This window comes from [Flexibacter] sp. ATCC 35103, assembly GCF_001975985.1.
Classification (GTDB): Bacteria; Bacteroidota; Bacteroidia; order Flavobacteriales; family Flavobacteriaceae; genus Flavobacterium.
This window is the reverse complement of sequence record NZ_MTQF01000001.1, coordinates 833,764-848,513: the sequence shown is the minus strand read 5'-3', so window position 1 is coordinate 848,513 and position 14,750 is coordinate 833,764. Positions and strand designations below refer to the sequence as shown.

Here is a 14,750-nt window from a genome sequence, read left to right as displayed (position 1 = left end):
AGATTAAAATGAATTTACATTTTATAAAAAAGAACAAAATGAAAAAATACAATAAATATTTCGTACTGCTTTTTGCATTTTTACTGGCAATAAGCTGTCAAAATGATGATCATTCCTTTGGAGATTTATCAGCCCCGGCAAATATAAAAGTTACCGCTGAAATTGTTGGTAAAACTACTGCTGCTCCTAACGGAGACGGATCAGGAATGGTAAAATTTACCGCAACAGGTGATAATACCATTTCGTATAAATATGCTTTTAGCGACGGTACCACAGAAAATGCTCCAAGCGGGGTTTTTACAAAACGTTTTACCAAAACAGGCTTAAATACCTATACAGTAACCGTAATAGCTTCAGGAAGAGGTGGTGTAGCTACTAATACCACTGTTGACGTTACAGTATTAAGTAATTTTAGTGATGATGAAGCAGTTAATTTCTTAACAGACGGAACTTCTAAAAAATGGTATTGGTCAGCTTCTGAACCAGGACATTTGGGTGTGGGTCAGAATGACGGCGATGCCACTAAAAATTATTTTCCAAATTACTATTCAGCTGGTGCTTTTGAGAAAGCAGCATCACCTGCAAGCAGCTGTTTATACAACAATGTTCTGACTTTCTCTCTTGAAGCAGGACAATTAAAATATGAATTAGATAATGGCGGATCAACATTCTTTAATGCTTCTTTTGCAAGCGTTGCAGGAGGCAGTTCACCGGATGATGCATGTTTAACGTACAATACAGGAAGTAAAAAAACAGTATTATTAAGTCCTTCAGAATCTGTTGTAATGGGTAATCCGGATCATGCGAAACAGAGTAGAGGAACGACCATGAATTTTTCTGATAATGGATTTATGGGCTATTATATAGGTCAGAGTTCCTATGAAATATTATCTCTTACGGCAAACAGAATGGTTGTTAGAGCTGTTATGGGCGGTAACCCGGCATTAGCATGGTATCACATATTTACGACTACAAAGCCTACTCAGGCGCCAGCGGCAGATTATAAAAAGCTGGTTTGGTCAGATGAGTTTAATACAGACGGAGCTCCTGATGCCACAAAATGGAATTATGATTTAGGTAAAGGAGATAATGGCTGGGGTAATAATGAAAAACAAAATTATACCAACTCAGCGACAAACGTAATCGTACAAGGCGGAAGTCTGAAAATTACAGCTAAAAAAGAAGCTTCAGGAGGAGCAGATTATTCTTCGTCCCGATTAAAAACAGATGGCAAATTTAGTTTTACCTATGGTAAAATCGAGATTAAGGCTAAACTTCCAATTGGTGCAGGAACATGGCCGGCAATCTGGATGCTTGGACAAAATTATGCTACTAAACCCTGGCCGGCATGTGGCGAAATTGATATTATGGAACATGTAGGTAACAATCAAAATGTTATTTTGAGTACACTGCATTATCCGGGTCATTCAGGCGGAAGTGGTGTTTCAGGTTCTAAGACAATACCAAATGTTTCAACAGAATTTCATGTTTATAAAACAGTTTGGAGTCCGGCATCCGTACAAACTTTTGTAGATGACCAGTTAATTCACTCAGTTCCCAATGAGGGTTCTTTACCTTTTAACAGCGACTTTTTCTTAATTCTAAATGTGGCAATGGGAGGTAATCTGGGCGGTAATATTGATCCTGCTTTTACACAATCTTCGATGGAGATTGATTACGTAAGAGTATATCAATAGATTATAAATTAATTAGTAAGAATGAATGTGAAGGTCAGTCAAGGCTGGCCTTCTTATTTTTTGTAATTTTAAAAAGAGACAATGAAAAAAATAATTGTACTTATAATGATCTCCGGTTTTTGTTATGCACAGGAAATAAAACGAAAACTTGTTTGGGAAGAAGATTTCAATAAAAAAGAGATCAATGAAAAAGCCTGGAATTTTGAGCTTGGAGATGGTTGTCCTGATTTATGCGGTTATGGAAATAACGAAAGGCAGATTTATACTAAAACTAACCATGAAATTAAAGAGGGTAATTTAGTTATCGAAGCCAGAAAAGAAGGAAACAAATATACCTCTACAAAAATCACCACTAAAGGAAAAAAAGAATTTAAATACGGACGAATAGAAGCAAGAGCAAAATTGCCTGTTGGTCATGGTTTATGGCCGGCATTCTGGATGTTGGGTGCCAATATTGACGAAGTAAAATGGCCTAAGACAGGCGAAATTGATATTCTGGAATACATTGGGAGAGATCCACATATGGTTTATACCACTTTGCACACACAAGACAGTCACGGAAATACAATTAATACAAAAAGAACCGCATTTCCGGATATTGAAGAAGGCTATCATGTTTTTGCGATTGAATGGACCAAAGAAAAAATGAATTTTTTTGTAGACAAAACATTGGTTTATACCTTTAATCCTGAGGTTAAAAACGAAGACACCTGGCCCTTTGATAAACCCTTCTATATTATCCTAAATTTGGCCATAGGGGGAAATTTTGGAGGCCCTGAAGTCGATGATAAAGTACTTCCTCAAAAGTTTTATGTCGATTATGTACGTGTTTATCAATAAAAAATAATACCGTAAAAAAAATATATTTAAATCAGATATAGATCTATTAATTGTTTAGTAATGAGCTATTTATATCTGATTTTTTTTGTTAAATTCAACTCTTGTTTTGCCCGTTTTTAAAGCAATTTGAGACTAAAATTAAGTTTCTTCTGCAATAATTAACAATTTATTGTTAATTATTGTTCTTTTTATTTGCTTTTTAAAAGAAATATTTGTTAAATTTGGTCACATTATTAACATAACTCATAAAGATACGCCTATACAATAAAACTACTTTTTTAATAAAATTACTCCAATTTTAAAACAGAACTAAAAAAAGTAGTATTATGGCTGATCTGCATATTCCAGACGCTCTATTAGTGAAAAATTATGTTGAAGGCAACGAAGGTGCACTTGCAACATTAATAAAGAGACACGAGTCTAAGATATATGGATTTATATATTCTAAGATTGCTGATAGAGATATTTCAAACGATATTTTTCAAGATACTTTTATTAAAGTAATCAAAACACTTAAAAGTAATTCATATAACGAAGAAGGTAAATTCTTGCCTTGGGTAATGCGTATTTCCCACAACTTGATTGTGGATCACTTTCGTAAAACCAAAAAAATGCCAATGTACAGAGAAACCGAGGAGTTTTCGATTTTTTCTGTCATGTCTGATGATTCCCTGACCATAGAAAATAAAATGATTTTTGATCAGGTAGAAGTCGATTTAAAAAAGATAATCGAAGAACTTCCAGATGATCAAAAAGAGGTTTTGGTAATGCGTATGTATCAGGATATGAGTTTTAAAGAAATTTCTGAACTTACCGGTGTAAGTATCAATACCGCATTAGGCAGAATGCGCTATGCTCTAATGAATTTAAGAAAAATAATTGATAAACATCAAATTATTTTAACCAACTAATACTATTTTGAAGATTTGCCCGTTATACTATTATAAAACATTTTGATAGTATGGCGAAAATTTACTCTAAAAAAGCATTAGCTTCTAAAGATTTAAAACCTAAAAAAGAAGTTGTTTCTTTTTTACTTAATTATTCACAAGCATTAACAGTTGTGAAAATTGAAGATAAAAGTTTTGAAATTATAGCTAATTAAACAGCCCACTATTATTTGTCGGATGTTTATTTCGAAAGAAAACCAAATGGTCGTTTTGGTTTAAAAAGCTCACTATTTGTATGCAAATACAACTAGTGAGTTTTTTTATGTAATTATCTCAAATATTTTTTTCCAGTCGCTTTAAAATTTGTAATTATTGATTTATTTTTATCCACTAAAATGGGTGTTTTAGTAGTAATTTTTATACTCATCCTGTTAAAATTTTATATTTTAATCTGTTTTTGTTTATTTATTCAATAATTAGTTCTATTTTGGTTAAAAACTAATTATTTGTTCAATGAATTTCATTAAACGAGGAGATTTATGTATTAAAAACCTTTCAATAAGTAATTAAAAATAATGTTTAATCAAATAACTAGATAATTTATGGAGAAAAATTACCCAACTGTGTTTTGTTTGTTATAATCTTCTTAAGAATAAAAAATACCAGAGCCATTTCGTTAAAAATGATCTAAGTAAAATTAGCTTGAATCTTCCCGATAAATCCAGCTCATAAAAATAACCATAAGATTTATTTAACAACCAAAACGTAACCAAAATGAAAAACCTTAAAATTTTAATCTTCTTGATTTTGGTAAATGTTAGCGCATTTGCTCAAAAAGAAGAACTTAAAGAAGCCCAAACCAACTATTCTAAAGGGAAACTTCAGGAAGCAGCAGCTATTTTAAAAAAAATAGAATATCTTATTATAAATGCTCCTGATGAGGTAAAAACCGACTATTTTTTTACAAAAGGAAATGTACACAAAGAATTAGCAACCAAAAATATAGATGCTGCAGCAAACTTTACTATAGCTTCCAGTGCCTATCAGGATGTTCTTTTATACGAAAATGAGTCCCGAAATTACAGGTATGCTTTCAAGGCAAGTTCAGCTTTAAAAGAAATGAAATCTAAACTTGTAGATGGAGCTTATAAAGATTATAAAGAAGGCAAATTTAAAGAAAGTGCAGATAAAAGTTATGAAGTATACCTGTTTGATAAAAAAGACACATTAAACTTATACAACGCTGCAACATCATCTTTAACAGCTAAAGATTATACTACTTCAATCAAATATTTTGAAGAGCTTAAAAAAATAAATTATACCGGAAAAGGAATGATTTTTTATGCTACAAACAAAAAAACGAAAGAAGAAGAAGCTTTCGCGTCTATGAGTGCCAGAGAACTAAGTGTTAGAGAAGGCCTTTATGAAAAACCTCGAAATGTGTTTCCGCCTTCTAAAAAAGAAGAAATTTTAACTTCATTAGGATATTCTTATTTAGAGAGAAATGATTTCTGTAATGCTGAGAAATATTATGAAGAGGGATTACAGACCAATGAAAAATGTATGGACTGCTACATCAATCTTGTGTATGTAAAAATACAGGAGAAAAAGCAAATAGTAGATCAAATGGCAGCATTAGGAAACAGTACCAAAGAAATGCAGGAATATGATATACTCGATGCTAAAAAAGACGAAGTTATAAAAAGCGCAATTCCATATCTTAAAAAAGCACTAACCATTGAACCTAAAAATGAAAGTGCAATGAAATCACTTTTAGGGATATACAGATCGCTTAATATGACAAACGAATATAATTCGCTAAAAGGCAGTATGTAAAATGTATAAAAATAGAGAGAAGCTACTAAACTTTCTTTTTAGTAGCTTCTTCTATCAATGATTTTTTACCAATAGTTCTGGTAATAATATCCTTTTCTAAATCCCAGCCTCTTGCAGGAGAATATTCACGACCATACCAAATAATCTGAAGATGAAGATCATTCCATAATTCTCTTGGAAAAAGCCTTTTAGCATCTTTTTCTGTCTGCACCACATTTTTTCCGTTCGAAAGATTCCATCTTAACATAAGCCTGTGAATATGCGTATCAACCGGAAAAGCCGGAACACCAAAAGCTTGTGACATCACCACACTTGCCGTTTTATGACCAACAGCAGGCAAAGATTCAAGAGCTTCAAAACTCTGTGGTACCTCCCCGTCGTATTTGTCAATCAAAATATGCGACAAACCATGAATACCTTTCGATTTCATAGGTGATAAACCACAAGGTCGAATAATTTCTTTGATTTCTTCTAAAGACATTTTAATCATATCATACGGATTATCAGCCTTCGCAAAAAGAATAGGCGTAATCTGGTTCACACGTACATCTGTACATTGCGCCGAAAGTAAAACAGCAATTAATAAGGTATACGGATCCTTATGATCCAAGGGTACAGGTATAGTAGGGTAGAGTTCTTTTAACGTATTTATAACAAATTGTACGCGGGCTTCTTTATTCATTTCCGTATTTTTATTGATGTAAAAATAGCATAAATTTCATGATGTGCCTAATCCAGCTTTCCGTTACAACTCCTCATTGTCAAAGTAACATTTTTAAGCATTAACAAGAGCTTCTTCCAGTCGCTTTCTTAATGCAAAAAATTTAAACTTTCACAATTCCGGGGTTTTCACTACAATCTGGGGCAAAAAAGTTATGAGTTAAAAATTATGAATTATAAATTATGAGTTTTGAATCTAAGTCTTTGCTCTATAATCTTTTTTCTATAATCTTTGCTAGACATTCTAAAATCAGAAATCTAAAATAAAAAATCTAAAATAAAAAATATGACAACATTAAAAGCCGGTGACAAAGCACCAAATTTTTCAGGAACAGATCAGGACGGAAAAACACATAAATTAGCAGATTACGCCGGAAAAAAATTAGTCGTATTCTTTTACCCAAAAGCAAGTACACCGGGCTGTACTGCCGAGGCTTGTGATTTAAGAGATAATTTTGAGCGTTTTAAAGCCAATAATTACGAATTATTGGGAGTAAGTGCCGACAGTCAGAAAGCGCAGGCAAAATTTAAAGACAAATACGAATTTCCTTTTCCTTTATTAGCCGATGAAGATAAATCTGTAATCAACGCATTTGGCGTTTGGGGACCAAAGAAATTCATGGGAAAAGAATACGACGGAATTCACAGAACAACTTTTGTAATAGATGAAAACGGAATTATCGATGAGGTTATCTCACAAGTTAAAACTAAAGAACACGCAGCACAGATTTTGAAATAGTCTTTTTTGTTTCAGGTTTATTTTGTTTCAGGTTTCAGGTTTTCACTGTATGAGTATTTTGCCATTTCGAATAATGAGAAATCACTCTGGGAGTAACTGAAAACCTTAACTGAGACTGAAAACTAAAAAAAAATCCCCAAAAAGAAAACTTTCTTTCCGGGGATTTTTTTAAGCATTTTGTTCCAGCTCCTTCTGAGGATGATATCCAAAAAGGTGATGCTCTTTTATAATTTCGGCAACTCCTGACGGAAGCATTGGTTCCCAGCCCGTTTTTCCCTGGCTGATCATTTTTAATACTTCACGTGAGAATACATTTAATATATCTGGATTGTAATCTACAATATCAACTACTTTTCCGTTGAATTTAAAGAATTTATATAATTCCTTCATTCTAGGATGTACTTTTAAGTTTTCAGAAGTAATAATTTCTCCATTGTCGCCTAACATTGGGTATAAGAATACCTTCATATCACGATAGAATAATTTTCCGAAAGCTTCAAGGATTCCACCACTTAAATGACGGTAATATTTCTCGTCAAAAATATCTACTAAGTTGTTTACACCCATTGCTAATCCCATTCTTGCTTTGGTATAATTAGCAAAATATTCAACCACTTTATAATATTCCTGGAAATTGGAGATCATTACAGTTTGACCTAACGAACAAAGTAATTCTGCTCTGTCCATAAAATCGCGCTCGTCGATTTCACCATCAGATCGCAAATTCGAAAGTGTGATTTCAAAAACGACTAATGTATTGTCTTTTTCAACCTTATTTTCTTCGAGAAACATCTTTAGGGATTTCTCGTACATATCAAGGTTTACATTCGTAACCGGGCGAAAACTTCCTCTAAAAGCAAGAAGGTTCTTTTTGTATAAAATAGCAGCCGGCAAAACGTTTTTTCCTTCAGGATTAAACATTACGGCATCGGTCATTCCGTTTTTAACCAATTGCAAACTCATCAATCGATTATCAACATCAGCAAAACGAGGTCCTGAGAAGTTAATGGTATCAATTTCGAGCTGGTCTTTATCTAAGTGATCGTATAAATAACGAAGTAATCGTTTTGGATCGTTGTATTTGTAAAAAGCACCGTAAATTAAGTTTACACCTAAAATCCCAAGTGTTTCTTGTTGTAGTCGGGCATCAGTTTCTTTAAAACGAATGTGCAGGATAATTTCGTTATAAGCTTCATCAGGTTCAATTTGGTATCGGATTCCAACCCAGCCATGTCCTTTAAATTGTTTTGCAAAATCTATTGTAGCAACAGTATTGGCGTAACTAAAAAAAAGTTTTGTAGGATGTTTTTCTCTGCTTAGGCGCTCTTCGATAATCTGTCCTTCAAGAGTAAGCATTTTTTTTAATCGCTCTTCGGTTACGTAGCGGCCATCTCTTTCAATTCCATAAACGGCGTCACTGAAATCTTTGTCATAGGCAGACATTGCTTTTGCAATTGTTCCCGATGAACCTCCGGACCTGAAAAAATGCCTAACCGTTTCTTGTCCAGCGCCAATTTCAGCAAATGTTCCGTAAATATTCTCGTTTAAATTAATGCGTAACGCTTTGTCTTTTATGGAAGGAATCTGTTCGATGACCTTGTCACCTTTGAGTTTTATTTCTGTACCCATTTTATTTTAAATAGATTTGTTACAAAGTTAGCAAATTAGGCTTCTAATGAAAGAGAAATAATCCTATTTTTGTAAAAAAATTAAGTTCAATTGAAGGTCTATTTTTTAGGTACTGGTACTTCTCAAGGCATTCCGATAATCGGAGTCGATCATCCCGTTTGTAAAAGCACTGATGCTAAGGACAAAAGGCTCCGCGTATCCATCTGGATTACCTGGGGCGAGCATTCTTATGTTATCGATTGCGGTCCTGATTTCAGGCAGCAAATGCTTTCCTGTGGCTGCAGACATCTCGATGCCATTTTATTTACACACGAACATGCAGATCATACTGCCGGTTTAGACGACATTCGTCCGTTTAATTTCAGACAAGGCGAAATACCCGTTTATGCACATAAACGTGTTATTGATAATCTAAAACGCCGTTTTGATTATGTTTTCGAAACCGTAAACAAATATCCGGGAGCGCCGAGCGTTAAAACAATCGAAGTAGTCAATAACCAATCCTTTGCCGTTGGTGATAAAACTGCCATTCCGGTAAATGTCATGCATGGCGACTTACAGGTTTTTGGTTATCGTATAGATGATTTTGCTTATCTAACCGATGTTAAGACAATTGATGAAGTCGAAATCGAAAAACTAAAAAACCTTAAGGTTTTAGTGGTAAATGCTTTAAGGGTAGAATCACACGATACACACTTTAATTTACAGGAAGCGTTGGATTTTATAAATTTAGTAAAACCTGAAGTCGCTTATTTAACGCATATCAGCCACGTTTTGGGCTTTCATGAAGAAGTACAAAAACAATTGCCTGAAAACGTTTTTCTGGCTTATGATAATTTAGAAATTACAATTTAATTATACCACAAAATGAAAAAATCCTTAATGCTTTATCTTTTTATCCTTGCGATACTTATGAATGTTTTTACTTATATGTTTTACAGCAGAGAAGTAAAATTTGGAGAAGAGCGATATGATAAAACGACTAAGAAGCTAAGAGACAGCATCAATACAGTAACAACAAAATTAGCTGAATCAGATTATTTTTCTTTAGAACATAATGAAAATGCGCAAAACTATTTTGATAATAGTGCATCTGGTGGAAAAGTGATTTTATACGAAAAACTAATTCCGGTTGTTACAGAAAAATTATTAGACCTAAACGCAAACCCAAATGGGAATCCTTATACAGGACAAGATAAAATAGGTCCAAATAAATTTATAATCAATAAAGCTAAGATTTTAAACCACAGATGGATCATTGCAGATTATAGTAATGGTGAATTATGGGGAGAAGTCTTGTTAAAATACTTTGTTGCTGATGATGAAAGTGTTACTTTTGAAGTAATTCAAACCTGGTTGTATCAAAAATAAGGAAGTATAATCCTATTTTTTGCAACCTAAATTATAGGATATATGAAAAAGATATTTTTACTTTCGCTCATTATTGGTACTTCATTTTCTTGTGCTAAAAAAGTTTCAGAAGAAAATAAAGCCCCAAAACAACAAGAATCGAAACCAGCAGTAATGGTTGGCGGAGATTCAGATGCTCATGGTTGTAAAGGTTCTGCGGGTTATATCTGGTCAAGCCTTAAAAAAGAATGTGTACGTCTTTTTGAAACAGGTACAAAGTTATCCCATGCCGAAGACGGAAAAACATATTCGACAGTGGCATACGTAATTTTTGACGGAAATAAAGCCGAACTTTTTCTGGACACTCAAAAAGAGCCCATTCTTTTAGAAAGAAAATCCGAAGGTGATTCCTGGAATAAAGACGATTACCAGCTAATTCCCTGGAAAGGTTATGTATTGAAAAAGAATGGTAAAATTATTTATACAGGACAATAAGAGTTTATAGTATACAGTCGCAGTTTTCAGTTTGAAGGCTGCGATTTTTTTATTGCTTATTAAAAAAATCCTTAATCATTTTTGAACTTTCTTCCGGACTTCTTAATGAAACTCCTTCACCATTCTCATCTATTGTAAAATGTCCTTTAAAGGCATAAGGCATTGCATTATATTGCTCATTTACCTGATTGAGGGTTTCCTTGAAACAATTGTAATTGTATTTTTGAACTAAATAAGGCAAAGAATTTTTTCCTCTTAAAAGTTCGTATTCCTGATAATTATAAGGCGTTGTTTCTTGCCTTTTTAGTAAAGTAAGATTGAACTTTATTAATAATTTTTCGATTTCCTTTTCGCTTACAAACTGAGAAAGTCCTCGCAATGCATAGATTTTCATATCCAGATAACGCTCTTTTTTATACGCAGTATCAAAGAAATCTTTTAAGTACGGAAAATCAAAATCATATAAAAGTCTCAGGATCTTGTTTCTAATATCAAGTTGTTTCGTAGCAGAATAAATCCTTGTTAAATGAACATAATTATCCTTATCAATAAATTTCTTATCTAAAGAAAATAATGCATTTCTAAAGTCTTTATTACTATCCTTGATTTTTTCGTCAGTTAATAGGTCTGGAAAATTACTCATTGTTGATGATTTAAAATAAATGAATAATGTGAGAATAAGATTGAAAACGGTAACTTAAATTTAATTTAATTTAATTCTTTCTTTTTTACATTGATTATATAGCGAATTCCAGTAGAAAAACCCATAGATTGTGTTCTGTAAGAGCCAGAACCTTCGTTTATTTTAGTAATTCCGGCATCTCCATTAAGTTCAAAGAAAACAACAAAATTATCTTTTAAAATAAGTTTATCAACTCCAAGTGCAAACAAAAAGGTTATTTCGTTAGTTTTGATGGTTAAATTTGTGTTTACTTTTTTAAAAGCGGAAAGTTCGTCAATATTTCCACTGTAAATATTGTTATTATCTAAGATATTATAACCAAAACCTAAATCTGCATAAATTCCAAAATTATTTCCTAAACTACCAGCTCTTCTGTAATTTAAATTAAGAGAGTTAGAATCAAAGTTATATTCTGATCCAGAATTAGATTCGCTTTTTGAGCCTCTTTTACTATTTACAAATTCAAAATGAATACCGTTTGTACCTTTTTGATGTGGATTGCCAAAATAATATAAAACTGAAAATCCTTCGTTGATATTCCACAATGCATCACCAATTACTGCACGTCCTTCTGTTACTCTTGAATTAGCAATATTTGTAAATCCATAACTAATATTTGGACCAAATTCAATTTGCTGAGAGAATCCAATTGAAGTAGTAAAAAGGAAAAATAAGAGTAATTTTTTATTCATATTTTATTGATAATTATGATATTAATTTTGGTTTAATTGAAGCAATTTTTTTCATAGTCTATTACAAAATCAATTAACTTTTCTTCGTTACTAATTTTTACTTCATCATTTTTTATTTTATTTACAGAGATTTCACAATCAGTAATTTTTTCAAGCATTTCATTTTGAGTGATTAATCGACTAAATCCGTTTGGAATTAATGTAGTCATATCTTGCTGATTTGGTTTTTTTATTAAAAACACCCTATAAATTGCAAAATAAGGACTTTGTTTGGTCTCTACTTTTACTAATTTATAATAAAGTTTTAATTTGTTAGAATAAAATCTTTCTGCAAAAGTAGAATTATCTATGCTGTCATAGGTTTTTACTTCTTTGTTCATGTTGATTTTGAAAGATTTTAAATCAGCAGGATAATAATCTTTAGATATACCATTTTCGATAACGGTAATTTTCTCTTGAATAGATAATATCTTATTATTTTTAAAGATCGTATTTCCTTTAATTAAGATCTGAACACTTATGGTGTCATTTTTATTGTTAATTATTTGGCCATAATATGTTTGGGAAAAGCATATTGATATTTGTAACATTAAAGCTATTGAAAGAAATAATTTCATATGGTTTGCTTTTTTTGATTTTGATTTATTCTGTTAATTAATACTACTCAGCCAGCCAATTCTTAAAATCAAAGAAATTTTGAGGAGCTACACCGTGCCCAACAGGATATTCTTTATACGTAACAGGAATATTTAATTGTTCCAGAATCGCAGGAGTTTTTCTAGCCCAGTCAATAGGAATAACCTGATCTACAGTTCCGTGAGAAGCAAATATTTTTAAGTTTTTGAAATCGTTTTTCTCGTAACCTTCCTTGATGATTTCGTCGTTGAAATAACCGCTCATAGCGACAACTCTCTGAATTTTTTCAGGATAAGAAAGTGCTACCGAATAACTCAAAATAGAACCCTGGCTAAAACCAATTAAAGTCACATTATTAGCATCAATAGGATAATTGGCAACCAATTCATCTACAAAAGTTGCTATTAAATCACGAGAAGTTTTAGCTTGTTCGTTATCTGAAAATTTATTCTGATCTGCATCAAAATTTATTGCGTACCACGCATATGCGCCGTATTGCAAATCATAAGGCGCTCTTGCCGAAATAATATAGTAATTATCAGGAAGTTCAGTCGCAAACGAAAATAAATCGGCTTCGTTGCTGCCATATCCGTGTAATAAAAGTAAAACAGGGTTTTTATCTAAGATAACTTTAGGTTCTTGTATTTTATATTCTAGAGATAGATTCATTTTTTTAGTTTTCAGTCGCAGTCTCAGTTTTCAGCTGAATTACGAGTTTGTTATATTTTATGCTTTGAGCTTTAATTAGGATGATAAAGAAATCTGTTTTTATCCGCGTTTTTGCTTGCAAATCTGCGTCATCCGTGTTCAAAATTTATACGTTGATAAAACAGATTCGCTAAAGCGAAAACGCAGATTTCAACGGTTTTTTTTTAAATTTTAAATTTTATTTTCTAATTGGAATTTGGAATTTCAAAATTTGGAATTTGGTTTTAATCTATCCGATACTTTTAAACCATTTTTGAAATAAATTCCCCACTAATGGTATTGGTCTAGTTTGTCCCTGAATAGCGCTAAAAATCCCATAAGTCCATAAGATAGAAATACAAATCCACATTGGGAAAGTAATCATAAAGCTGTCAAAATTGCTAATAATTGCCCCAAAAGAAATAAAAGCAAGGGATAATCCTAAAGCCTGACGAATATGGAATGAGGCAAAACTATTTTTATTTTCAGAGTTCATAGACATCGCGATCAAAACACCAATAATTAAGATATAACTGGTAATGGCGATTGATTTTCCCTCCTCGATTGAATTATTCATTGTAATTATTTAGATGTAACAAGTTGATTTTGATTTAAAATTCCGTAGACAGAACCTTTTATTTCAGTTCCTAAAAAAGCAGAATTTTTAGATTTCGAGAGAATATTTGCTTTTGTAAAAGTCGATTTTCCTTCCGGAGTAAAGAAAGTAAAGTTGGCTTTAGATCCTTCAGTTATTGGACTATTTTCGATTCCGAAAACAGCTTTTCCTAAAGTTAATTTCTCAATTACCGTTTCCAGAGGTAGAACAGTTAATAAAGCTCCAAAAGCACTTTCAAGACCAATAGTTCCGTTTTTTGCCGTATCAAATTCCATTTTCTTGAATTCAATATCCATTGGGTTATGGTCTGACGTAATCATATCGATTGTTCCGTCTGTAACCCCGTTTAATAAAGCTTGTCTGTCGGTTTCAGTTCTTAATGGCGGTGTAACTTTAAAACGGGTATCGAAACCTTCTAGTTTTTCATCGGTTAAAACCAAATGATGCACAGAAACACTAGTAGTTACTTGTAATCCTTTTGCTTTGGCTTCTCTGATTAACTCAACCGATTTTGCTGTAGAAATGGTCGGAATGTGAAGTTTTCCACCCGTATATTCTAATAAGTATAAATTTCTCGCTACTTGTAATTCTTCGGCTAAATTAGGGATTCCTTTTAAACCTAATTTGGTCGAAACAATTCCTTCATTTGCAACACCATTTCCTTTTATGTTTGGATCCTGAGAATAGGTAATAACCAATCCGTCGAAATCCTGTACATATTGTAAAGCGATTTTTAATAAGTTGGCGTTGTCGATACTTTTATTATAATCTCCAAAAGCAACCGCTCCGGATTTTTTCATATCAAATAATTCGGCCATATCTTTTCCTTCGCTGGCTTTGGTCAATGCGCCAATTGGGAAAAGTTCTGTAACAAAACCATTTGCTTTATTTTTTACAAAATTTACCTGAGATTGATTGTCGATAACAGGAAAAGAGTTTGGTTGTAAAGCGATTGCCGTAAAACCACTTTTTGCTGCAACATTTAATCCGTTTGCAATTGTTTCCCTGTCTTCATAACCCGGTTCACCAAGTGAAACACTGCTGTCAAACCAGCCTTGAGAAAGGTGTAGATTATCAAATTTAACTTCGGTTGTATCCTCGATATCAAGAATCGAAGTTCCTATTTTTTCTATTAAACCATCTGCAATTAAAAGATCAACGGTCTGATTATGAAACGGACTTTTTGAATCGATAATTTTGGCGCTTCTGATGATTATTTTCATATGTAGATAAATTTATTT

General features: G+C 32.5%; 17 protein-coding genes. 9 read left to right on the top strand and 8 right to left on the bottom strand.

Annotation, left to right across the window (positions count from 1 at the left end; genetic code table 11):
• Positions 1-38 precede the first annotated feature (38 nt).
• The 5 genes from BXU01_RS03585 (at position 39) to BXU01_RS03570 (ending at position 5,263) form a co-directional block, all read left to right on the top strand.
• Positions 39-1,697, top strand: coding sequence for a family 16 glycosylhydrolase (locus BXU01_RS03585; RefSeq protein ID WP_083691876.1), 1,659 nt, complete (start codon positions 39-41; stop codon positions 1,695-1,697).
• An 81-nt stretch (positions 1,698-1,778) separates the two neighbouring features.
• Positions 1,779-2,537 (top strand): family 16 glycosylhydrolase, encoded by a 759-nt coding sequence (locus BXU01_RS03580; protein ID WP_083691723.1) that lies wholly within the window; start codon positions 1,779-1,781, stop codon positions 2,535-2,537.
• 326 nt (positions 2,538-2,863) lie between these two features.
• Positions 2,864-3,448 carry an RNA polymerase sigma factor gene (locus BXU01_RS03575; RefSeq protein WP_083691722.1) on the top strand — a complete coding sequence of 195 codons (585 nt, stop codon included), beginning with the start codon at positions 2,864-2,866 and terminating at the stop codon, positions 3,446-3,448.
• Between the two features lie 50 nt (positions 3,449-3,498).
• Positions 3,499-3,642: a hypothetical protein gene (locus BXU01_RS23600; RefSeq protein WP_165689754.1), complete on the top strand. Its 144-nt coding sequence runs from the start codon at positions 3,499-3,501 to the stop codon at positions 3,640-3,642.
• 559 nt (positions 3,643-4,201) lie between these two features.
• Positions 4,202-5,263: a lipopolysaccharide assembly protein LapB gene (locus tag BXU01_RS03570; RefSeq protein ID WP_083691721.1), complete on the top strand. Its 1,062-nt coding sequence runs from the start codon at positions 4,202-4,204 to the stop codon at positions 5,261-5,263.
• Positions 5,264-5,288: 25 nt separating this feature from the next.
• On the opposite strand, the gene nth is transcribed toward BXU01_RS03570, so the two are convergent.
• On the bottom strand, positions 5,289-5,945 hold the full coding sequence (nth, locus tag BXU01_RS03565) for an endonuclease III (protein ID WP_083691720.1): 657 nt from the start codon (positions 5,943-5,945) through the stop codon (positions 5,289-5,291).
• Positions 5,946-6,269: 324 nt separating this feature from the next.
• Between nth and bcp the strand changes: the two genes are divergently transcribed.
• The gene (gene bcp, locus BXU01_RS03560) at positions 6,270-6,722 is read left to right on the top strand and encodes a thioredoxin-dependent thiol peroxidase (RefSeq protein ID WP_055098254.1); all 453 of its coding nucleotides are present in this window, start codon (positions 6,270-6,272) and stop codon (positions 6,720-6,722) included.
• Positions 6,723-6,890: 168 nt separating this feature from the next.
• On the opposite strand, the gene BXU01_RS03555 is transcribed toward bcp, so the two are convergent.
• Positions 6,891-8,351 carry a TonB-dependent receptor gene (locus BXU01_RS03555; RefSeq protein ID WP_055098253.1) on the bottom strand — a complete coding sequence of 487 codons (1,461 nt, stop codon included), beginning with the start codon at positions 8,349-8,351 and terminating at the stop codon, positions 6,891-6,893.
• Positions 8,352-8,441: 90 nt separating this feature from the next.
• On the opposite strand from BXU01_RS03555, the gene BXU01_RS03550 reads away from it, so the two are divergent.
• The 3 genes from BXU01_RS03550 to BXU01_RS03540 are packed head-to-tail and all read left to right on the top strand — an operon-like array spanning position 8,442 to position 10,196.
• Positions 8,442-9,206, top strand: coding sequence for an MBL fold metallo-hydrolase (locus BXU01_RS03550; protein WP_083691719.1), 765 nt, complete (start codon positions 8,442-8,444; stop codon positions 9,204-9,206).
• 12 nt (positions 9,207-9,218) lie between these two features.
• Positions 9,219-9,722, top strand: coding sequence for a hypothetical protein (locus BXU01_RS03545; RefSeq protein WP_083691718.1), 504 nt, complete (start codon positions 9,219-9,221; stop codon positions 9,720-9,722).
• Positions 9,723-9,764: 42 nt separating this feature from the next.
• A complete protein-coding gene (locus BXU01_RS03540; protein WP_083691717.1) occupies positions 9,765-10,196 on the top strand; it encodes a hypothetical protein in 432 nt (143 codons plus the stop codon).
• 49 nt (positions 10,197-10,245) lie between these two features.
• On the opposite strand, the gene BXU01_RS23730 is transcribed toward BXU01_RS03540, so the two are convergent.
• From BXU01_RS23730 to BXU01_RS03510, 6 genes are all read right to left on the bottom strand, one after another.
• Complete coding sequence (locus tag BXU01_RS23730) at positions 10,246-10,839, bottom strand: hypothetical protein (protein ID WP_206196597.1); 594 nt, start codon at positions 10,837-10,839, stop codon at positions 10,246-10,248.
• Between the two features lie 65 nt (positions 10,840-10,904).
• On the bottom strand, positions 10,905-11,570 hold the full coding sequence (locus tag BXU01_RS03530) for a hypothetical protein (RefSeq protein ID WP_083691716.1): 666 nt from the start codon (positions 11,568-11,570) through the stop codon (positions 10,905-10,907).
• Between the two features lie 32 nt (positions 11,571-11,602).
• Complete coding sequence (locus BXU01_RS03525; RefSeq protein ID WP_083691715.1) at positions 11,603-12,187, bottom strand: hypothetical protein; 585 nt, start codon at positions 12,185-12,187, stop codon at positions 11,603-11,605.
• Between the two features lie 43 nt (positions 12,188-12,230).
• Positions 12,231-12,875, bottom strand: coding sequence for an alpha/beta hydrolase (locus tag BXU01_RS03520; protein WP_083691714.1), 645 nt, complete (start codon positions 12,873-12,875; stop codon positions 12,231-12,233).
• Positions 12,876-13,143: 268 nt separating this feature from the next.
• Positions 13,144-13,470, bottom strand: a complete 327-nt coding sequence (locus tag BXU01_RS03515; protein WP_055098245.1) for a hypothetical protein — start codon at positions 13,468-13,470, stop codon at positions 13,144-13,146.
• Between the two features lie 5 nt (positions 13,471-13,475).
• Entirely contained in the window at positions 13,476-14,732 is a 1,257-nt protein-coding gene (locus BXU01_RS03510; protein ID WP_083691713.1) for a dihydroorotase family protein, read from the bottom strand.
• Positions 14,733-14,750 lie beyond the last annotated feature (18 nt).